This window comes from Thalassospira sp. SN3W, assembly GCF_038070535.1.
Taxonomy (GTDB): domain Bacteria; phylum Pseudomonadota; class Alphaproteobacteria; order Rhodospirillales; family Thalassospiraceae; genus Thalassospira; species Thalassospira xiamenensis.
This window is the reverse complement of record NZ_CP121124.1, coordinates 2,457,136-2,478,884: the sequence shown is the minus strand read 5'-3', so window position 1 is coordinate 2,478,884 and position 21,749 is coordinate 2,457,136. Positions and strand designations below refer to the sequence as shown.

Annotated in this window: 20 protein-coding genes; 10 read left to right on the top strand and 10 right to left on the bottom strand. The window is 54.5% G+C overall.

Annotation, left to right across the window (positions count from 1 at the left end):
- Positions 1–2 precede the first annotated feature (2 nt).
- The 6 genes from rplS to P8T57_RS11130 all read left to right on the top strand — a co-directional run bounded on the left by rplS (position 3) and on the right by P8T57_RS11130 (position 6,602).
- The gene (rplS, locus tag P8T57_RS11155) at positions 3–407 is read left to right on the top strand and encodes a 50S ribosomal protein L19 (RefSeq protein ID WP_007089127.1); all 405 of its coding nucleotides are present in this window, start codon (positions 3–5) and stop codon (positions 405–407) included.
- A gap of 580 nt (positions 408–987) precedes the next feature.
- Positions 988–2,394: a 3-isopropylmalate dehydratase large subunit gene (leuC, locus tag P8T57_RS11150; RefSeq protein WP_007089128.1), complete on the top strand. Its 1,407-nt coding sequence runs from the start codon at positions 988–990 to the stop codon at positions 2,392–2,394.
- Positions 2,395–2,405: 11 nt separating this feature from the next.
- Entirely contained in the window at positions 2,406–2,594 is a 189-nt protein-coding gene (locus tag P8T57_RS11145) for a hypothetical protein (RefSeq protein ID WP_007089129.1), read from the top strand.
- Positions 2,595–2,599: 5 nt separating this feature from the next.
- On the top strand, positions 2,600–3,211 hold the full coding sequence (gene leuD / locus P8T57_RS11140; protein ID WP_007089130.1) for a 3-isopropylmalate dehydratase small subunit: 612 nt from the start codon (positions 2,600–2,602) through the stop codon (positions 3,209–3,211).
- A gap of 89 nt (positions 3,212–3,300) precedes the next feature.
- On the top strand, positions 3,301–4,404 hold the full coding sequence (gene leuB / locus P8T57_RS11135) for a 3-isopropylmalate dehydrogenase (RefSeq protein WP_071240876.1): 1,104 nt from the start codon (positions 3,301–3,303) through the stop codon (positions 4,402–4,404).
- 158 nt (positions 4,405–4,562) lie between these two features.
- Positions 4,563–6,602, top strand: a complete 2,040-nt coding sequence (locus P8T57_RS11130; protein WP_341363128.1) for a hypothetical protein — start codon at positions 4,563–4,565, stop codon at positions 6,600–6,602.
- Between the two features lie 51 nt (positions 6,603–6,653).
- Here the strand turns inward: P8T57_RS11130 and sigJ are convergent, their stop codons facing one another.
- The 4 genes from sigJ to P8T57_RS11110 form a co-directional block, all read right to left on the bottom strand.
- A complete protein-coding gene (gene sigJ / locus P8T57_RS11125) occupies positions 6,654–7,604 on the bottom strand; it encodes an RNA polymerase sigma factor SigJ (RefSeq protein WP_341363127.1) in 951 nt (316 codons plus the stop codon).
- Between the two features lie 52 nt (positions 7,605–7,656).
- Positions 7,657–8,094: a carboxymuconolactone decarboxylase family protein gene (locus P8T57_RS11120; RefSeq protein ID WP_247643602.1), complete on the bottom strand. Its 438-nt coding sequence runs from the start codon at positions 8,092–8,094 to the stop codon at positions 7,657–7,659.
- Positions 8,095–8,199: 105 nt separating this feature from the next.
- Positions 8,200–8,625 (bottom strand): hypothetical protein, encoded by a 426-nt coding sequence (locus P8T57_RS11115; RefSeq protein WP_341363126.1) that lies wholly within the window; start codon positions 8,623–8,625, stop codon positions 8,200–8,202.
- Positions 8,626–8,771: 146 nt separating this feature from the next.
- Positions 8,772–10,007: a cyclopropane-fatty-acyl-phospholipid synthase family protein gene (locus P8T57_RS11110; protein WP_240478823.1), complete on the bottom strand. Its 1,236-nt coding sequence runs from the start codon at positions 10,005–10,007 to the stop codon at positions 8,772–8,774.
- Positions 10,008–10,426: 419 nt separating this feature from the next.
- On the opposite strand from P8T57_RS11110, the gene P8T57_RS11105 reads away from it, so the two are divergent.
- Positions 10,427–11,446 (top strand): aspartate-semialdehyde dehydrogenase, encoded by a 1,020-nt coding sequence (locus P8T57_RS11105; protein ID WP_037990495.1) that lies wholly within the window; start codon positions 10,427–10,429, stop codon positions 11,444–11,446.
- A 28-nt stretch (positions 11,447–11,474) separates the two neighbouring features.
- On the opposite strand, the gene P8T57_RS11100 is transcribed toward P8T57_RS11105, so the two are convergent.
- The 6 genes from P8T57_RS11100 to P8T57_RS11075 form a co-directional block, all read right to left on the bottom strand.
- Positions 11,475–11,831 carry a DUF3325 domain-containing protein gene (locus P8T57_RS11100; RefSeq protein ID WP_247794201.1) on the bottom strand — a complete coding sequence of 119 codons (357 nt, stop codon included), beginning with the start codon at positions 11,829–11,831 and terminating at the stop codon, positions 11,475–11,477.
- Positions 11,828–13,336 (bottom strand): PepSY-associated TM helix domain-containing protein, encoded by a 1,509-nt coding sequence (locus P8T57_RS11095; protein ID WP_341363125.1) that lies wholly within the window; start codon positions 13,334–13,336, stop codon positions 11,828–11,830. Before P8T57_RS11095 ends, P8T57_RS11100 begins: the two co-directional genes overlap by 4 nt.
- Position 13,337: 1 nt before the next feature.
- The gene (locus P8T57_RS11090; RefSeq protein WP_202965954.1) at positions 13,338–13,649 is read right to left on the bottom strand and encodes a DUF3649 domain-containing protein; all 312 of its coding nucleotides are present in this window, start codon (positions 13,647–13,649) and stop codon (positions 13,338–13,340) included.
- A 54-nt stretch (positions 13,650–13,703) separates the two neighbouring features.
- Positions 13,704–16,181, bottom strand: a complete 2,478-nt coding sequence (locus P8T57_RS11085) for a TonB-dependent siderophore receptor (RefSeq protein WP_233421826.1) — start codon at positions 16,179–16,181, stop codon at positions 13,704–13,706.
- Positions 16,182–16,358: 177 nt separating this feature from the next.
- Entirely contained in the window at positions 16,359–17,495 is a 1,137-nt protein-coding gene (locus P8T57_RS11080; RefSeq protein WP_341363124.1) for a FecR family protein, read from the bottom strand.
- On the bottom strand, positions 17,492–18,028 hold the full coding sequence (locus P8T57_RS11075; protein WP_341363123.1) for a sigma-70 family RNA polymerase sigma factor: 537 nt from the start codon (positions 18,026–18,028) through the stop codon (positions 17,492–17,494). Before P8T57_RS11075 ends, P8T57_RS11080 begins: the two co-directional genes overlap by 4 nt.
- Before the next feature lie 229 nt (positions 18,029–18,257).
- Here P8T57_RS11075 and P8T57_RS11070 point away from each other — a divergent pair, with 229 nt between their 5' ends.
- From P8T57_RS11070 to P8T57_RS11060, 3 genes are all read left to right on the top strand, one after another.
- A complete protein-coding gene (locus P8T57_RS11070; RefSeq protein ID WP_063093672.1) occupies positions 18,258–19,211 on the top strand; it encodes a sugar-binding transcriptional regulator in 954 nt (317 codons plus the stop codon).
- A gap of 195 nt (positions 19,212–19,406) precedes the next feature.
- A complete protein-coding gene (locus P8T57_RS11065; protein ID WP_114093785.1) occupies positions 19,407–20,720 on the top strand; it encodes a sugar ABC transporter substrate-binding protein in 1,314 nt (437 codons plus the stop codon).
- A 148-nt stretch (positions 20,721–20,868) separates the two neighbouring features.
- Positions 20,869–21,741, top strand: a complete 873-nt coding sequence (locus P8T57_RS11060; protein ID WP_062951631.1) for a sugar ABC transporter permease — start codon at positions 20,869–20,871, stop codon at positions 21,739–21,741.
- Positions 21,742–21,749: the final 8 nt, after the last annotated feature.

Here is a 21,749-nt window from a genome sequence, read left to right as displayed (position 1 = left end):
CCATGACCAACGCAATCATCCAGCAGATCGAAAAAGATCAGCTCGATAAAATCGCTGCAAAACGCGAAGTTCCGGAATTCGACGCAGGCGACACCGTCCGTGTTCACCTGAAAGTCGTTGAAGGTACCCGCGAACGTATCCAGCAGTTCGAAGGCGTCTGCATCGCCAAGAAAAACCGCGGCCTGAACTCGTCCTTCACCCTGCGTAAAATCGCATCGGGCGAAGGTGTCGAGCGTATCTTCCAGAACTACTCCCCGGCGATCGACAAAATCGAAGTCGTCCGTCGCGGTGACGTTCGTCGCGCAAAACTTTACTACCTGCGTGGCCGTACCGGTAAATCGGCGCGTATCGCCGAACAGACCACCGGTCACAAAGGCAAACTGACGGCTGCAGAACGCAAGAAATAATCTGCGTTCCGCATTGTCGGAATGATTGGCGGGCTCACCTTCGGGTGGGCCCGTTTCTTTTGGGCTGTTTCTATTGCCTGTGGTTTCGGGCGACAAACAACCGACAAATACACTTTATGCGTGCATCATATCGAATCGCCGGTTTTCATGCCTGATCGGTGTAACGCGCGGAAACCTTGCGAATAACATATAACTTTATTTTATATCAGCTATCCCTGCTTTGGCTGCCTCACCCCGGAATCTGGTAGTTTTGGCTACCACAAGATGCTCAATTTTCCCTGAATCTACTTTGAGATGCAGTAGCGTAAAAAAACACGCGCCGGGTTGCTTGCGATTTGGAAGCTTGAGTGTATAAAGGCACTCCCGCGGCAAAAACGATCAAGTCCGTGCGGTTCTGGATAATAAAATTTCGCATATCGGGACAAACCCGGATGCCCGGAGGAACAGGCGACGCCGTGCGCCACATGACATCGCAATCCCAGGATTGCCGTCGTAAAAAACATCCCCGGTTTAATGTCCTTTGCCGGCACTACTGTCTGGTCGTCGCTGCATAAAAGATCGATTTTAAGAGGAGGTCGAGATGGGTGCGCCTAAAACCCTTTTTGACAAGATTTGGGAAAGTCACGTGGTCGATACGCAGGATGATGGTACCTGCCTGATTTATATTGACCGCCATCTCGTTCATGAAGTGACCAGCCCGCAGGCTTTCGAAGGCCTTCGCAACGCCGGCCGCAAAGTGCGCCACCCGGAACTGACCCTTGCCGTTCCGGATCATAACGTTCCGACCACGGACCGTTCCGAAGGCATCAAGGAAGAAGACAGCCGTATCCAGGTCAACACCCTTGACCAAAACGCCAAGGATACCGGTATCCATTACTTCCCGATGAATGACCTGCGTCAGGGCATCGTCCACATTGTCGGCCCGGAAGAAGGTTTCACCCTGCCGGGTGTCACCATGGTCTGCGGCGATTCGCACACCTCGACCCACGGTGCATTCGGCACCCTGGCATTTGGCATCGGCACGTCCGAAGTCGAACATGTTCTGGCCACCCAGACGCTGGTTCAGAAACCGGCAAAAAACATGCTGGTCAAGGTCGAAGGCGATCTGCATCCGGGCGTTACCGCCAAGGACATCACCCTTGCCATCATCGGACGCATCGGCACGGCTGGCGGCACCGGTTATGTGATCGAATATGCCGGTTCGGCCATTCGGTCGCTGTCGATGGAAGGCCGCATGACCGTCTGCAACATGTCGATCGAAGGCGGCGCACGCGCGGGCCTGATCGCACCGGACGAAAAAACCTTTGAATATATCAAGGGCCGCCCGATGGCACCCAAAGGGGCCGCATTCGAACAGGCCGTCGAATACTGGAAGACCCTTCCGTCTGACGAAGGCGCGCATTACGACAAGATCGTCGAAATCGATGCTGCCGACATCATCCCGCAGGTCACCTGGGGCACCAGCCCGGAAGACGTCGTACCGGTTAACGGCAAAGTCCCGGCACCGTCCGACGCCAAGGATCCCGGCAAACAGAAAGCCATCGCCCGTTCGCTCGAATATATGGGCCTGACGGCTGGCACCAACATCGAAGACATCAGGATTGATCGCGTCTTTATCGGTTCCTGCACCAATGGTCGTATCGAAGACCTGCGCGCCGCGGCGGTTATCGCCAAGGGTCGCAAGGTTGCCGATCACGTCAGTGCCATGGTCGTTCCGGGTTCCGGTCTGGTCAAGGAACAGGCCGAGGCCGAAGGCCTGCACGAGATTTTCCTCGAAGCCGGTTTTGAATGGCGTGAACCGGGCTGCTCGATGTGTCTGGCGATGAACCCGGACCGACTGGAGCCGGGCGAGCGTTGCGCATCGACCTCCAACCGTAACTTCGAAGGCCGTCAGGGCCGTGGTGGCCGTACCCACCTGCTCAGCCCGGCGATGGCCGTGGCCGCAGCAGTCACCGGTCATCTGACTGACGTCCGCAAACTCGGTTAAGGCAGAAACCCATGGCAGAACGAGCATTCATCAGTTTCCGTGACGGCGCAGCGCGCTGCGGCCGGGCACCGATCCTTGAACAGCTGCTCCCGCAGCTGACCGGGATCAACCTGCCCGAATTCGTTGCGAAGGATATCGACGCAACCGAGGAACTGATCGAGGCCCTCGGTCTTGCCTGGGAAACTGGAAGCAAGGGATAAGATTAATGGATAAGTTCACGACCCTCACCGGTGTGGCAGCACCGCTGCCGATGATCAATGTCGATACCGACATGATCATCCCGAAACAGTTCCTTAAAACCATCAAACGTTCGGGCCTTGGCAAGAACCTGTTTGATGAAATGCGCTATGACGACAAGGGCAACGAAATCCCGGATTTCGTCCTGAACAAACCGGCCTATCGCAATGCCAAGATCATCGTATCAGGCGACAACTTCGGCTGTGGTTCATCGCGCGAACATGCGCCGTGGTCGCTGCTTGATTTCGGCATTCGCTGCATCATCGCGCCAAGCTTTGCCGACATTTTCTATAACAACTGCTTCAAGAACGGCATTCTGCCGATCCGTCTGCCACAGGAAGATGTCGACAAGCTGATGGATGATGCCGAACGCGGCGAAAACGCCACCATCACCATTGATCTTGAAAAACAGGAAATCCATGGTCCGGATGGCGGTTGCATCACGTTTGATGTCGAACCGTTCCGCAAACATTGCCTGTTGAACGGCCTCGATGACATTGGCCTGACCCTGCAAAAGGGCGACGCGATCAACGATTTCGAAGCCAAGCGCGCTGCGTCGCAGCCCTGGCTGTCGCTGTAATTCAAAGTGGCGGCAGTCCAGATCGGTCTGCCGCCCTTTTTGTCGATACGGGGTGAACGACCCCGATAATATCTGGGAAGGATTGTTTGATGAGCACCACCAAAAAAGTTCTGATGCTGCCCGGCGACGGCATTGGCCCCGAAGTCATGCGCCAGGTTCAGCGCGTCATGGACTGGATGGCCAAAAAGCGTAACGTCAATTTCGAAATCACCGAAGGTCTGATCGGCGGCGCATCAATTGATGCGCACAACAACCCGCTGACCGACGAAACGCTTGCCGATGCCATGGCGGCCGATGCGGTTCTGCTTGGTGCTGTCGGTGGCCCGAAATGGGACAATCTTCCCTTCGATATCAAACCGGAACGCGGGTTGCTTAAAATCCGCAAGGAAATGGGCCTGTTTGCCAACCTCCGTCCGGCCCTGGTGTTTGATGCGCTTGTCGGTGCCTCGACCCTGAAGGAAGAAATCGTCAAGGGTCTGGATATCATGATCCTGCGCGAATTGACCGGCGGCATCTATTTCGGTCAGCCGCGCGGCATCGAAGAACGCGACGGTGTGCGTTTTGGCTTCAACACGCTGGTTTATTCCGAGCCGGAAGTTGAACGTATTGCCCGTGTCGCCTTTGACATGGCCATGAAACGCAACAAACGCCTGTGTTCGGTCGATAAGGCCAACGTTCTGGAATCGACCGTCCTGTGGCGCGAAGTTGTTGAACGCGTTGCCAAGGACTTCCCGGAAGTCGAGGTCAGCCACATGTATGTCGATAACGCATCCATGCAGCTGGTCCGTAACCCGAAACAGTTCGACGTGATGGTCACCACCAACATGTTTGGCGACATCCTTTCCGATTGTGCCGCCATGCTGACCGGATCGCTTGGCATGCTACCGTCCGCATCGCTGGGTGCTGCCGATGCAAGCGGTGCCCGCAAGGCGCTTTACGAGCCGGTGCACGGCTCCGCCCCGGACATCGCCGGTCAGGACATCGCAAACCCGCTGGCAACCATCCTGTCCTTCGCCATGATGCTGCGTTACTCGTTCGACATGGGCGATGATGCAACCATGATCGAAACCGCTGTTCAGAACGTTCTGAAAGGCGGGCTTCGCACCGCTGATATCATGCAGCCGGGCATGGCAAAGGTTTCGACCACCGTCATGGGCGAATCCCTGATCAACGAACTTGACAAGATCGCCTGATCTTTCCGATCACGCTTCAAAAAAACAAAGGCCGGGTCAATGATCCGGCCTTTGCCATAAGCACGTTTCCTTGACTTGTTGCGCGACAACAAAGATGTTGCCCAGGCAACTACTGTCTGCATCCAATACGTGCAGAAACATAATAAAAGCTGGATAACATGAGCAAAAAAACAGTTCTTCTTGTCGGTGGCCTTGCCGTTCTGGCGGCCGCGGGTGCCGGTCTTCACTACAAGGCACCGGCCTATCTCGAAAACCGGTTCCGCACGATCCTCAGCAGCCCGGACTCAGACCTTCGCGGTGAATTTTCCGATTTCGAAATGTCGCTTCTGGGCCGCACATTGGCCGCCAAGAACGTCAAACTGATCGATCCTAACGGTGTGACCTACACCATCGGATCAATGCATCTCAAGCAGGTCAACTGGCTGACCCTGATCGGGGCAAACCCGTTTGGCAACGGCATTGCCGGTCAGGCCGATCTCGAAGAACTGGCAATTGCCCATGATGCCTATGGCATCACCACCCCGAAGGCGGAACTTGGCGATCTTGCGATGGATCTGGCTTCGCGCAATTTCGACATCACCACCGGTCGTGCTGATCTGCAAAACCTGACCATTTCGGATGGCAACATCCGCCGCATCAATATTGATCACCTGCTGGCAGAAAATGCCGGTTCGGCCAATATCGATGCCCTGAAAATTACCGGCTGGAAAATGGATGATCAGGAAACAAAAATCACCAGCAACATCGACAATATGACCTTTGCCGGCTGTGCCGGACCGGCCGATCTGATCGCCAGTTTCGATCCCGACATTGCCCGCGATTTCGCCATCTGTGACGATATTTCGGCCACCACCTTGTCGTTTGCCGATGACGCAGGCCTGGAAATGTCGGTTGATGCAATTGCCCTGTCGGGTCTGGAATCCCGGGTGATCAAATCCGGCACGCTGACCGGTCTGTCGATGCAGCAGCCAGACAATCCTGCCAGGCTTGCCATTGGCGAAATCTCACTTGCTGATTTCCGCGTCGATCTGACGGGTGACATGATTGATCTTGATACAAGACTCAGCATGGCGGACGCCAGGAAGATGGTCGAAAACACCTCCTTCCAGACAATCATCGTCAAAAATCCGGTAATTTCCGACGAGGAAGTCGAAATCGCGCTCGATAATGTCACATTGCGCGACATGCGTGATGGCAGGCTTGCCGGGATCGACATCACCGGAAGCCACATCACGCAGAAAACCCCGGACGGCCCCGCCAATTTCGGTCTGGACGGACTTTCCGTCACCGATCTGGATTTAATGGCAATTACCGGCTTTGGCGAAATTTACGACGTTGCCGATGAAATGGTTGGTCAACATATCGACCAGTTCGAAGATTTCACACTGGGTCAGATGAACCTGCCGCTCAGTCAGGCGCTTTACGGTGCGTTTTCCATGAATGGCCTCTCATTCTCGGGCGCGCCGGACGGTGAAAAGGTCGAAATCCGGCTCGACAGCTTCAAAAGCACCCTTGAAAAGCCTTTCACCCCTGAAAACAGCGCACTGACATTTGTCAAAATCAACAACAGCACCCTCGAAGGGCTGCATGCCACCCTTGATGACAGCATTACCGGTGGCAACGATACCGCAATCTACCTTGGTATCAACAGCTTCGATGATCTTGTGCTGGATGTCTCCAACAGCATTATCTGGGATGAGACGGCTGGCGATTTTGTTTACAGCATCGACAAGGTTGCCCTGCGCGATATCGGCCAGATCGGCCTTTCGGTCACGGTCACCGGGATCAACGATGACGTCATGACCGGTCTTCTGAAAACCCGGATCGGCGATGACGCGGCACTCGAACAGGCCCTGACGGTCGACGCGGCCTTCCGCGGTGCACGCCTTGAAATTTCAGGTGAGAAAATGTTGCCTTTTGCCCTGGGCGTTGCCTCCCTGCTTAATGGCAACACCGCCGAAGACATGAAAATGCTGGTCACCATGAACCTGATGCAGGCGCAGGAACAATTTGCCGATGACGCAACGCTTTATGATGCGTTCGGCGAATTGCTGGCATGGGTTGATGATCCGCGCCACTTGCTGATCGAACTGGCACCGCAGGAACCGGTTGCGATGGGCATGGCGGCCGGTGGCCTGATGTTCCCGCAGATGGGGGCGCAAATGCTGGGCCTTCGTATCACCGCCAACGGCCAATGACAGCCGCAGAATAAAAATTAACGGGCCGGATCGTAATGATCCGGCCCTTTATCATGTTCGCGATCCAAGTTCATCGAAGCGCGCCAGTTTGTCGGGGTTTCGGTGGATGAAAACATCCGTTATTGCGTTTTGGTGCATGGCCATACTGATGGCGGTCGCCACCCGGTCGCCTTCACGCACAAGCACCCAGTATTCCCGCCCGTCAACGGCCCTGAATTCAATGTCGTGCACCGGATTCTTGCGCCAGATACCGACAAAGAACCGCGCAACCTTATCTGCACCGAATATCGGATTAACCGCCGCACTTGCCTTGCCTCCGCCATCGGAATGCATGATCACGTTCGGGGCCAGTTGCCCGATCAACGCGTTCAGATCACCGTGGATCAGGGCATCGACAAAGGCTGTGACCTGTTCCCTGTTTGCGGTCTCGCTGTCTGGAACGGGGGTTGGATCACGGTCGTCTTCGCGGTTCACCTTGCGGCGTGCGCGAAACAGGATCTGGCGGGTATTGTTTTCGGTCCGCTCGATCACCGGGGCGATATCTTCGTGTGACCAGTCAAAAACGTCGTGCAGAACAAGTGCCACCCGTTCAACCGGCCCCAACCGTTCCAGCATCATGACATAGGCCTGCCCCAGACCATCCCGTTCGATCAGGTTGTTTTCCGCTTCAGGAAAAACTGGCGGCACCCAGGGTTCGGGCAACCATTGCCCAACATAATGTTCACGCCTTCGACGTGCCGATTTCAGAACATCAAGGCAGATATTGCTGCAGACCCGCACCAGCCAGCCGGTCGCATCGCGGATGTCATCCTTTGCCGCCGCCCGCCAGCGTAACCAGACATCCTGCACGGCATCTTCGGCATCGGCATGGCTGCCCAGCATACGATAGGCCAGGGCATGCAGCCGCCCGCGATGGGTTTCGAAAACCTGATCTGCCATGCGATCCCTGTCAAACACATGAAGCGATACGGGACAGGCCCGTATCGCCGATTGGGTTGTCATCCTGCCCGATAGGTCCGTTGAAGCAAAGGGCCTATCGGATGGGGGATTGCGATCAGGCAAGCTCATGCTGCGCAATACCAAGACGGTTCCATGCATTCATCGTTGAAATGATGCAAGTCAGTTCGGAAATGGCGTCTGCTTCGAAATGATCGACAAGATTGCGATAGCTTTGCGAAATGCGGTCCTGATCAACCGCGTCGGTCAGGCATTCGGCCCAATCAAGTGCGGCACGTTCGGCCTCGTCATATCCCTTGGCCGCGCGCCAGACCGCCAGCATGGTCACCTTGATGGCGTCCCCACCGTGATCGGCATGGCTTTTGGCATGCATGCGCAGGCAATGCGAACATCCATTGATCTGCGACACCCGGCATTCCACCAGATCGCGCAAAACACGCGGGATTCTCGGGTTGTCGTCAAGCTTGCCAGCCAGTCCAAGCATGGCTTCGAAAAGTTTAGGGCTGGATTTCGGAAAGTCAAAACGGCTCATCATGTTTCGTCCTTGTTGCAAACCGGGGAAAATCCCCCTTTGCAATCAGGACGAGACAGCTTAGCCCCGTGTTACACACATGGACAAAACTTTGGCCGCCCACAAAAACTAGACGATCCGCGCCTTTTTAAGCGCCTCGACCACCTCGTCATGCATGACCCAATGCCAGTCTTCGCTATTTTGCTGTTCACCATCTGCCAGCGTAAAGACCGCCGCCAGATAATCGCTGACATCGGATTTGCACATCGGCAATTCGGCCGCGAGGGCGATTTTTTGCGCCAGTTTGCCGTATTTCCTGTTCCCGATCCGGGACCCGAAATGACCAATCGTATTTGCCAGTTGATTACCGGTAATTTCGCGCCCCGGTGCCTTGGCATGGGCACGCAGCATGTCGCGTTCGCAACTTGACATATCAATGGATTGAAGCGCCCGGACATAGTCCTCAACGCGGCCGATATGGGGGCCGGTACGATGGGTGATCTGGGTGGAATATGCACGTGCGCCCGGGGTTTCCCGGTGTGTCATGTTCTGCATGTTGTTTCCTCCCGAAGGAACAACCGGTTGGTCGCGTTCTACACCGTGCCGGTTGTTTCACGGTTCACGCTGTCCGGGCTCTTTGGCCCGTTAATAATTCTATATGGGTCGGACTGCCGCAAAACGACAGTCCGACCGATGCGTTTTTACGTAAAACGATAACCGGGTTTGGTGAAAACAAACTGCCCGACCCGCATCCCGCCACCGCCTTCACGCTCGTCAAAGGCATTGATGCAGCCCGCCAGATAAAACTCCCACATCCGTTTGAATTCGGTGTCGTATTTTTCCGGGTCAAGCTGATCGGCAATCTCGCGGAACCGGTCGCGCCACGCAACCAAAGTTCGGGCATAGTTCAGTCCGGCATGGAAATGCGATGCTTCGACTTTAAGGTCGGCGTTTTCCGCGGCCTCGATCACTTCATGCACCGCCGGAATATAACCACCGGGGAAAATATAGCGATCAATCCACGGCGATGTGAATTCCGGGCGCGGCTTGATGATCGTATGGATCACCGCCCGCCCCCCGGCTTTCAGCAATTTGCCGACCTTCTCGAAATAGGTTTTGAACTGTGGCCGCCCGACATGTTCAAACATGCCAACCGAAACAACCCGGTCGTATTTCCCTTCATTCGCATCGGCAAACAGCCGGTAATCCAGAAGATGATATCCAAGACCTTCGTGGAAGTTATCGGGCAGTTCCTCTTTGCGTTCCAGCGCCCAGTTATATTGCTCGGTCGAAAGCGTAATACCGTGCACCTCCGCCCCGGTGGTCCGCCGGATAAAGCGGCTCAACCCGCCCCAGCCGCACCCGACATCAACCACCCGAAGGCCCGGCTGGTCAATCTTCAGCCGCTGGGTGGTCAAAGTCATTTTGCGGTTCTGCGCCTCTTCCAGCGTCTGGGCACCATCGTCCCAGAAGGCGCAGGAATACTGCATTTCCGGATCAAGGAAACGGGTATAAAGGTCATTGCCGATATCATAATGATGGCGCACGCGCCGGGACGCGGCCTTGACCGAGGTAAATTGCGCGATCTGGAATTTAAGCGATTGCAGCTTTTCGATAAACAGGCCAAATCCGTTTGCTGAATGGCCGCCTTCGAAATTAAGCCGCAAGACCCTGATCAGATCTTCCATCTCGCCTGAAACAACGTCAAAACCGCCACGCATATAGGCTTCACCAAATCCCGGGTCGGGACTTAGCGCCATTTTCAATGTGTCGGTCCAGTTCGGTACAGTCATTGTTGCCCTGGGATCGCTGCCATCACCCAGAACAATCTCGTGTCTATCGTCCGCCCGGAATACCAGTGTTCCGCGCGTGACATGTTCCCGGAAAAAATCGAGAACCTTTTTCTGTGTCCAGTCCAATGTCATCGGGTACGTCATCTGCCGTCCTTTTTAAGCCGGAAATGCCATCGCCCCACATAAAACCCGTTTCCGGATTTCACATAAGCACCGGACCCTAAATCAGGATCGTCTGGTCAATCGTTCGAAGGAGGAAATGCGGAAACAGCACAGTCGCAGGCAACTTACCCACAGACATTGAAAACAGAAAACTCAAAGCCGGGGCCGAACGATTCTGATTTAGGGTTCGGTACTCGAACCCCGTGGGTAATTCTGCCAGAATTTTTTGCAATCTCAAGAGGTAAAAGCCAACGAACTCCTTGCGTGGTACTCGATAAAACCTTACATCTCGCCCCATACTGTACAGACGATTATCCACAGGCATATGCAAATCACGACGCCCCATACCAAAGAGGGGCAACGCGTATAAGCAATGCCAGAAAGACTGAAAGAGGCTCCTGATGGGCTATAAAATCGCCGTTGTCGGCGCGACCGGAAATGTCGGGCGCGAGATGCTCAATACGCTTGAAGAACGCCAATTTCCGGCCGATGAAATTTTCGCACTCGCCTCCTCGCGTTCGGTTGGCCGCGAACTGGATTACGGTGACAAGGAAATCAAGGTCGTAGATGCCGCGACCTTCGATTTTTCCAAGGTCGATATCGCGCTGTTCTCTGCCGGTGGTACAACGGCCAAAACGCTTGCGCCCAAGGCTGCTGCTGCGGGTTGCGTTGTCATCGACAATTCCAGCTACTGGCGGATGGAGCCCGGTGTACCGCTGGTCGTGCCAGAGGTAAATGGTGCCGCGCTGGCCGGTTACGCCAAGAAAAACATCATCGCCAATCCGAACTGCTCGACCATTCAGATGGTCATGGCGCTTAAACCCCTGCATGACCTGCAACCGATCAAACGCGTTGTCGTTGCAACCTATCAGTCGGTTTCCGGTGCCGGTCGGTTGGCGATGGATGAACTGTTCAATCAGACCAAAGGCATTTACGTCAACGATCTGCCGGTCAAAGAACAGTTCACCAAACAGATCGCCTTTAACGTCATCCCGCATATCGACGAATTCATGGATGATGGTGCTACCCGCGAAGAATGGAAAATGACCGCCGAAACCCGCAAAATCCTTGATCCGGATATCGCGGTCCATGCGACCTGCGTGCGGGTGCCGGTCTTTGTCGGTCATGCCGAAGCCATCAATATCGAATTCGAACAGCCAGTCACCGTCGAAGAAGCCCGCAAGGCAATGAAAGCTTTCCCCGGTGTTTCCGTGGTGGATTACCGCCAGGACGAGGGATATGTCACGCCGCAGGAAGTCCAGGGCGAAGACAATGTTTTCGTTTCGCGCGTGCGCAAGGACCCGACGGTTGAAAACGGGCTTTCGCTTTGGTGTGTTGGTGACAACCTGCGCAAAGGGGCCGCCCTTAACGCGGTCCAGATCGCCGAAATGCTGGTTGCGGAATATCTGCCAAAGAAATAGGGATCAATCGGCGCCGCAGATTATAAACCTAACCGATCTGCGGCGCCCATCCTGCCACAATGTAAATCAGGATCCCTGCCATTGCTACTATGGCGCTCCCTGCAACTATACCGGGGACCCATTTGGCACGATAAGGTAAAATAATCGCGATCAGCCAACCGGCAAGGCTGACCTGACAGCCCCATAAAGCTGTCCCCATACCAATCCCCAGATCAGTAATAGTCAGATATAATGCACCGGCAAGACACATCGTGCCAAACAATCGCATGCCACCCGCCCCTGCTTTTGCCGGGAAATATCCTGCCTGCTTTGCATGACGGTCCATTGCCAGGCACAACGTCCCCATCCCTGCTGAGGCCCAAAGAAAGCTGATCAGAAACATCATCTGTAACTTGCCCTGTTACCCTTCACATGAAGCCGCCATGCCAGCGCGCCAGACGCTCCCGCAGCAATCAACATGGAAATGTCCATCCACAGGAAAACGGTGTCGGCATCCGACAGATCGCTGATTCCTCCTTGAAAACCGAGTATTCCGCCAAACACAGGCAACATCAGAAACAATCCGGCAATCAACGCGAAAAGATCGCGCCATATCCGACGCGCCGGACAGAACATCGCATATGCCAGGGCCGCACCGACAGCGAGGTAAAACCCGGTTACTTCATAACCCGCCCTTCCGGCAATATCGGTTGGTAGCAGACGGTTCGCAGTGAAGAACACGGCAACGGCAAGCGGCAACCCGGCCAAGGTCGCAACGTTCAACACGTGAACTATTCTGCCACCCCTACCGAAAGCTCCATTCCGCTGACGTTTCACCGACCACAGGATCAAACCGGTTCCGACCATTGCCGTCCCGCCCAATCCCATTACGAAAAGAACAAACCGAAACACGGGATCGGCAAACCGCCCCAGATGCAGACCATAGATAACATTCCAGCTTTCACGCACTGTCGATGTCTCAAACCGGCGTGACAATTCGGTTCCGTTAACGCCATCAATCAGGATTGACCCCGGTCGCACCGAAAGCCCGCCCGTTTCCGATGCAAAAACCTGTATCGTTGCGTTGGCATCTCCCGGATGATTGATAACCAGTCGTCCCGGGGTGAAATCCGCCATACTGTTTTGGAAACGCAGAAGGTTATCGGATAACAAAACCATTTCTGCCTGTTCCCCCGCCGGTTCGTTCGGAGGGGCACTGTCATAAGCCTCGGTGAAAAATGCCGCCCGGTCTCCGCCATAGGCGACCCAAGCCCCCCAAGGCATATATAGAAACATCAGCGTCGCAAGGCCGCTGTATATGATCAGAATGTGGAACGGCAGCCCGACAACCCCCAGAATATTATGCCCGTCAAGCCACGAACGTTGCGGATTGGAAGCCGGTCGGAACGTAAAGAAATCCCGGAAAAACCGGCGATGCGTGATGATACCACTGATAATGGCAACCAGCATGAACATTGCGCAAATTCCCGAGACGATCCGGCCAGATGTCGGGGCAAACATTAGTTCAAAGTGGAACCTGTAAAAGAAATCTCCTCCCTCCGTATCCCGGGGATACAATATCTGTCCTGTTCCCGGATCACGCAGGGAACTGTGATATGTGCCTGCAGCATCGGTATAAAAAACCCGGATGGTACGATGACGATCATCGGGAAGGTTGAACTGCCACATTTGCGCATCCTGCGCGGTACGTGCCAGATCATCGGCAATATGATCAAGTGCGGTTGGATCAAACAGATTGGTTTGTGCCAGTTCAGGGCGCATCCATAATGAAATTTCCGGGCGGTAATATGCAAGGGTTCCCGTCAGAAAAATCGCAAAGCACAACCATCCAAGCACCAACCCGCCCCAACTATGCAGCCACGCAGCCGATTGGCGAATGCCAGCTTTCATGCTAGATATCTCCCCCTGCCTGCAGCCAATAAAAGGCAATCCCCGGGACAGCGACAAATAACAGCGTCATCAGCCACGCAACTGTAGTGCGTCGGACAAGAAACACTGCGGTCGCCACTGCCGCCCAAACAATAAAGCTGATGAGCATGCCAAAAAGGGTTGCATCAACACGCGGCATCGGCAACGCAACCGACAACAGAACAGCGATCATGGCTGCGACTGCGTAACCACCAAAAACTGCCAGAATGACGCGCGATGTAATGGCAAAAGCTTGAATCACGTCGGGAAAACCAGTCATTTTCGTATCAATCATAAAAGACACGGGGCATGCGCTGAATCGCACATGCCCCGTGTTGAAAAGCCGCGTTCACCAACGGTATTTCAGAGTCGCCATGACCGTCCGGCCATTGCCGTAATAGCAACCGGTTGCCGAAATACAGGTCGAGATATATTCCTCGTCCAACAGATTGTTAGCAGTCAGAGACAGGCTGGTCCCCGCAAGCTGTTGCCAGTTATGGCCCAGATCATAATGCAGTGCTGCATCAAACAGGGTCACACCCGGGGCCTGATACAGATTGTTGGCATCCCCATAGGACGATCCGATAAAGCGAACACCGCCGCCAATCCCCAACCCGGCCAGATCGGCCTGCTGGAAATTATACCCAACCCAGGCAGCCGCCTGATGACGGGGGATAAAAGGCTGCTCTTTGCCTTTGGTTGTTACGTTACTACTGTTCGCATTGGCCTTTGTTACTTCGCTATCGCTCAAAGAATAGGAAGCTGAAAGCTCGATCCCGTTATCAAGATTTGCCTTGCCTTCAACCTCGATCCCGCGAACACGGACTTCACCTGTTTGGGTGCGGAAGCTGGTGTTAACCGGATCGGGGGTCAAAACGTTGGTCTGCGTCAACTGATATGCCGAAACGGTAATCAGGCTATTGGTGTTTTCAGGCTGATAGCGTACGCCAAGCTCGAACTGTTCACCTTCTGTCGGATCGAAAGGCGCGCCACTGCGATCAGAACCTGATGTCGGGGTAAAGGACTGCGCATAGCTGGCATAAGGGGCAAAACCATTGTCAAACTCGTAAACAAGTCCGGCACGACCACTAAAGGCATTGTCATCCTGCTTCGCCGTGCTGGTCACACCCGTACTAACCGTGGTGGTATCAGTCGTCGCCCGCGCAAGATCATATCTTCCGCCCAGCAAAACCGTCCAATTGTCTATGTTTGCTTCTTCCTGCAAATAGAAACCAACCTGATAACGATCTTGTCGGACGGTCGTCGATAATGGCGGCGTGGTGGCATCGCCGGTATAAACAATATCGGTCAGATCGAGCGACCCGACAGTTGTCTGGGTCAGCGGGCTGACGAAAGATTCGTCATAGGCTGAATCCTCCCAAAGATAATCCACACCGCCCAATACCGTATGATTGATGTCGCCTGTGCTGAATCGCGAAATCAGCTGGTTATCGACATTGACGGTGGTTGATTCTTCCGGGAAAGCCCACGCATAGCGGATCAGACTATTGCCAACGAGCGCTCCTGCCTGAACACGCTGCGTATAAGTATCAACATTCCCCACGCGCAGATTCTGTTTGAACTCCCAAGTGTCGTTGAACTTGTGTTCAAACTCGTAACCTGCCGACATTTGTTCGTTCGTGAAACGGTCATAATCAGGTTCACCAATATAGGTGCTCGGGCCAAGACTGTATGACGGATTGTCCCACAATGTTCCACTTGCCGGTAATGCGGGCGGCGCGCCGCCGCCGTCGGCTTCGATTTTCTGATACTGTGTCAGAATGGTCAGCCGGGTCTCATCGGTTGGTTGCCATGTCAGCGCCGGTGCAATAAAGACACGATCCTCGCTGACATAATCGGCTTGCGCATCAGCCATCCGCCCGACACCGGTCAATCGGAATTGCAGTGTGCCATCCTCTGTTGCGGCACCGCCTACGTCAAATCCAGCTTCGCGATGATTATAGGAACCGTACTGCACAAAAACTTCGCGTAAGCTTTCCGCGGTCGGTCTTTTGCTTTGCATGTTCAAAAGACCACCCGGGCTGTTCTGTCCATACAGCACCGACGAAGGTCCCTTGAGGACTTCGATCTGTTCCAGTCCATAGGGTTCGATTTTCGGCTGTGCATATCCACGCGCACCGAATGAAAGGCGCAATCCGTCCATATAACGGCCTGGCACGAAACCGCGCACGGACAACCAGTCGTGGCGTAAATCCGTATTGCCATATTGGCTGATGACCCCGGGCGTATATTCCAATGCCTGGGTGACAGTCGTCGCGCCCTTGTCTTCGATTTCGTCCTTTGTGATTACATTGACCGCTTGTGGCGTGCGCATGATCGAAGTGCCGGTTTTCGTCCCGGATCTGCTGCGATAGGCGACGTAACCGTCATAGTCAGACGACACCACCTGACGTTCACCCTCGACGACAACCGGATCAATCATGGTTGCCTGCGGATCTGTGTCACGGAACAGAACCACGATGCCATCTGATGTGATCTGCCCGGTGACATCACTGTCACGAAGAAGCTCCTGCAAGGCCACATCGGACCGCATCGTTCCCCTGACAGCTTTTGCCTGTGCGCCACTGACAAGCGCACTGTCAAAACTGACCTGCAAGCCAGCCTGACGGCCAAAAAGGTTAAGCGCACTGGCAAGCGGCTGTGCGGTGATGTTGAATTCATGCACTGTGGTTGCAGCTTGTGCCGCCTCAACCGGCGTTCCCCCGTTTGCACTCTCTTGAGCTGTTGCATGTCCAACTGTCGAAAGTGCAATGATCATGCTGGCAATACTTACAGTCCAGCGCGATACCGGTTGATGACCGTTCATCCGATATCCATCCGAAACGGATATTTTCCGTCCCCCCATTTTACAGATCACTCCTGCTTGTAGATGCTCAAAGTGCAAATAATTCGCACTTTCATGACATAGACGCAGAAGTGATGACGATTTTTCACGCCGGGATCATTTTTTGGAAATTTTTTAAAGGCGGCCGGTCAACGGGCCTTATTTAAATGACAAAACCGTAAGGAACGGTGTGACTTGCGTAACCTTCCCGTCATGGGCCTTGACCAAGGCGTTCAAAGCCCGGTCCGGATCACGAAGATCATAAAGACCTGTGACACGCCCCTCTGACAATTTCTGATCACCAAAAACGATCCAGCCGGATTTGTAACGCTGCAAGGTATCCACAACATCGCCGATTGTTACACCCTCGACCATCAGCAATCCCTCACGCCATTCGGCGATCATTTCAGCAGGTGCATTGTAACGGTCAGCTTTGCCTGACTCGAAATCAATGGATACCGATTGGCCGGCCGTCAGTCGCAAATCATCCTGCTCAAGTCCGGAAACCGCATTGTTGTGAACACTGACAATGCCGTGTTCGACTTCAACCGCAAGACTGTCATCACTCAGACTTACATCGAAGGCGGTTCCGACAACGCTGACCGTCACATGGTCGGTTTCAACCTTAAAAGGACGTGCAGGATCTTTGTTCACATCAAAAAAGGCTTCCCCCCTTTTTAAGTGCAACAAACGTTGGTCTGGCGTGAAATCAACATCAATCGCACTATCGGGTGCCAGATAAACCATCGATCCATCATCAAGCGTCACCAGATGGGTTTCACCGATACCGGTCGTGTAATCATCATACTGCAACCTCTCGGCAAAGGGCAGGAACGCCAGCACCGCTAGAGCAAGAAAAACTCCCGAAGCCACCCGTCCCCGTACCGGAATCCGTCTCCAGATTGACGCTTCGCGGCTCGGACCGATAGTGCCTCTGTCTGTTCTTGACCGATGAACAGCTTTTGAAGGCGCAGACACATGCCCAACGGCCTTGGGTTCCACAGGCTCGCCAAGTGCAAACCAGGTTGATGCCACTCGAGACCAAGCCTTGGCGTGTACCGGGTGTGCGTCAACCCATGCTTCAAATGCCTGTCGCAAACCGGCGTCCTTTGGGGCTGCCTCAAGTTCAAGCAACCAGTCGGCGGCCTGTTCATAAACCAATTTGCGTTCTGCGTCGGTCACGCCAATTCTCTCTCTCACGCCTTCGGGTGGACAATTCGGCTCTTCATTTTGAATCCCACCAATACTGTGACGTATAGAACGGCCTAATTTTTCATGATCCGATGCTTTTTTCACGCGTCCTCATCCTCATGCGTCAATGCAAGGGTCAGCTGGACGATCCCGCTACGGATCAATCGATGCGCCGTAGCAACAGATATATCAAAGTGCGCCGCGATCTCGGTCAAGGTTTTACCGTGTATACGATGCATTTCCAAAGCAAGGCGGGTTTTTTCATCAAGCATGGCCAACGCATTGCGAACGCTAATTGCGGTTTGCTTGCGGATAATTTCCTGTTCAGGGGAAACAGACACACTTTCTGCTAATTCATGCTCGGTCGTTTCCAGATGTTCGTAGCGACGCTCTGTCGCCCGCCGACGCACCCAGTCAAACGCCAGATTGCGAACGATCCGATACAGATATGCTACCGGCTGCCGCAAATCCGTACTCTCTGGATTGCCACCGTTCTCATGACCGGGATTAAAACGGATGAAAGCTTCCTGAACAATGTCTTCGGCCCGCCCGCGATCACCGACAATCGGCGCAGCATATTCGACAAGCGCCGCCTCGTGAGCAAGAAATAGCTTTAACCTGTTATCCGGGTCCGACACGTAAAAGCGCCTCAATCATTATTAAAACCGGCCAATAAGTGCGGACGGCCGTCGATATAATCGCAATGATTAATGAAAATGATAATGATTATCAAACTAAATCGAAGTTCGCGCCATTCTGCTGCCTGGCAATACCCATTTTCACTGGCAAAAAGCCAAATGCCTAGCCTTGCATGCAAAAAAGAGCTAGGGAAAAGAAACTGAAACAACAACAAACAAGTTTTCAGGGATGGTAAAACGAACACGCAAAGAAGCTGCAAGGCTTGACGAAGCCGCCCGCGCGGGTTGGCTTTATTATTGCGCCGGCAACACCCAGGACGAAATCGCCACCAAACTTGGCGTTTCGCGTCCGACCGCACAGCGTCTGGTATCGGCCGCCATTAGCGAAGGTCTGGTCAAAGTCCGCCTTGATCATCCGATTGCGCGCTGCATGGAACTGGCTGCATCGCTGTGCGAGCAATTTGGCCTAGCCAACTGCGAAGTGGTGCCGACCGATCCCGCCGCCCCCGATGCCATGTTTGGCATGGCGCAGACGGCCGCGACCTATCTTGAACGCGTTCTGCAATCCCCCGATCCCAAGATCATTGCGATTGGCACCGGGCGTGCGATGCGCGGCATGGTCGATGAAGTTCAACGCGTCGATGCCCGCCATCACAAGATCGTATCCCTTGTCGGGACCATTGCCCATGACGGGGCTGCAAGTTTCTATGATGCGGTCACCGATCTGGCGGATCGCACCCGCGCGCCTCACTATCCATTGCCGATCCCGGTAATTGTCGAAAGTGCCGAGGTGCGCGCCCAGATGCAGCAACAGCCGCCGATGGACAATATCATGCATCTTGCCGCCAAGGCCGATGTGCGTTTTGTCGGGGTGGGTGATCTTGGCGCCGATGCACCGCTTTATATCGATGGCTTCATCAGCAGGGATGAATTGCAATCCCTGCAAAAAAACGGCGGTATCGGCGAAGTCGTCAGCTGGTCATTTGATGAAAACGGCGCGATCCTTGATCACGATGTCAATCACCGCGTCACCAGTGCGCCAATCCATATTCCCGCGCAAAACACGATTGCCGTCGCCAAGGGGGCCAAAAAGGTCGCCGCGATTCGCGGGGCAATGCGCGGCAAACTGATCACCACACTGATCACCGACGAAGCCACTGCCGAAGCTTTGCTGCAAAGCTAGGCACCGCAAAACACGTTTTGAATCAATACAGAAATCAACCCCGCCAAAGCTTTTGGCGGGGTTTTCTTGTTGCAGCGCAAAAACGATTTCGTTTGACAAGGCATCCTTAAATTGAGTGAATGCTCATTACCTGAACAAATGATCAAACGGGCAAGATAATTTGCCCATCGGGTACACAGTCCTTTGGGAGGAACTATGAAACGCGTAACGGGAGCAGCGCTTTGCGCGCTGTTGGCAGGCGGTGTCGCATTCTCCGCCAATGCCGAAACAAAACTTACCATTGCTACCGTGAACAACGGTGACATGATCCGCATGCAGAAGCTGACGGATGACTTCACCTCCAAAAACCCCGACATTTCCCTTGAATGGGTTACGCTCGAAGAAAACACCCTGCGTCAGCGTGTCACCACCGACATCGCCACCAAGGGCGGTCAGTATGACATCATGACGATTGGCACCTACGAGGTTCCGATCTGGGCGGAAAAGGGCTGGCTGGCACCGCTTGATAAACTTGGTGCCGATTACGATACCGACGACATCATGCCTGCGATCCGCGCTGCGGTAAGCAAGGATGATCAGCTTTTTGCGGCACCTTTCTACGCAGAAAGCTCGATGATGATGTACCGCACCGATCTGTTTGAAAAAGCAGGCGTTTCGATCAATGGCCGCCTGACCTGGGACCAGACTCTCGACATCGCCAAAAAGCTTCATGACCCGGATAACGGTGTTTATGGCATCTGCCTGCGCGGCAAGGCTGGCTGGGGCGAAAACATGGCGCTGATCACCACCATGGGCAATGCCTATGGCGCGCGCCTGTTTGACGAGAACTGGAACCCGACCTTCGACAGTGCCGAATGGAAAAACGCCCTCGACATGTATGTCGAAATCCTCGGCAAATATGGTCCTCCGGGGGCAACGTCGAACGGCTTTAACGAAAACCTTTCGCTGTTCAACTCGGGCAAATGCGGCATGTGGATTGATGCAACCGTTGCAGCATCCTTTGTCAGCAACCCCAAAGAATCGACCGTTGCCGACAAGGTCGGCTTCACCGAAGCCCCCTGTGCTGAAACCTGCACTGGTGCAAACTGGCTCTGGGCATGGAACCTTGGCATTCCGACCGGCTCCCAGAAAGTCGAAGCCGCCCAGAAATTCATCGCCTGGGCAACCTCGAAAGACTATCTGGAACTCGTAGCCTCCAAAGAAGGCTGGGCCAACGTTCCGCCGGGTACCCGTATGTCCCTGTACGAAAACCCGAAATATCTGGAAGCCGCACCGTTCGCTGACGAAACCCTTCTCGCCATCGACAGTGCCGACCCGATCAATTCGACCATGAAGCCGAAGCCCTATGTCGGCGTTCAGTTTGCCGCGATCCCTGAATTCCAGGGTATCGGCACCACGGTAGGCCAGCAGTTCTCTGCCGCATTGGCCGGTTCCTCGACTGTTGAAGATGCGCTTGCATCCGCACAGTCCAGCACCGACCGCACCATGCGCAAGGCTGGTTACTACTGATGCATGACGGGCCAGGATGCCGCACCTAGTGCAATGAATTCTGGCCTGTGCCTCCTTGACCTGATGAACTTGGGGTGGCGGCACTTCTGACCGCCACCCTCTTTCCATCCGGATCGAGGCAACAGGGACTTCAAACAGGGAGCACATCATGTCGACACGGTCCTCTACCCTGACCGGGCGCATTATGTCTGCACCGTCGATCATCGCCCTTTTCTTGTGGATGATCGTGCCGTTGGGCATGACAATTTATTTTTCGTTCCTGCGTTACAACCTTCTTTCGCCCGGTATGGAAGAATGGGTTGGTACGCTGAACTATGAATTCTTCCTGACCGACCCGGCCTTCTTTGCGTCGCTGGCCAATACGCTTCTGCTCGTCGGATCGGTACTTGTGATCACGGTGGTCGGCGGTGTTCTGCTGGGCCTGATGCTGGATCAGCCGATTTTCGGCCGTGGCATCCTGCGCCTGCTGGTGATTGCCCCCTTCTTCATCATGCCGACCGTGAATGCGCTGGTTTGGAAAAACCTTCTGATGCATCCGGTATCGGGCATGTTTGCCTGGATCGCCAATTCGCTTGGCTTCCAGTCAATCGACTGGTTTTCCGAAGCCCCCCTGACGGCCATCATCATCATGGTATCGTGGCAATGGCTGCCCTTTGCCGTGCTGATCCTGCTGACCGCCCTTCAATCGCTTGACCGCGATCAGAAGGAAGCTGCCCAGATGGATGGTGCCGGCCCGGTTTCGATTTTCTTCTATATCACGCTGCCCCATCTCAGCCGCGCGATCACGGTGGTCGTGCTGATCGAAACGATCTTCCTGCTGACCGTGTTTGCCGAGATTTTCGTGACAACCGGCGGCGGTCCCGGCCTTGCAACCACCAATATTGCCTTCCTCGTCTATACGCAGGCCCTGCTGCAATACGACGTTGGCGGCGCATCGGCGGGCGGAATCGTCGCTGTCGTTCTGGCAAATATCGTGGCGATCTTCCTGATCCGCCTCATTGGCAAGAACCTGGACAGGTAGGGGACACG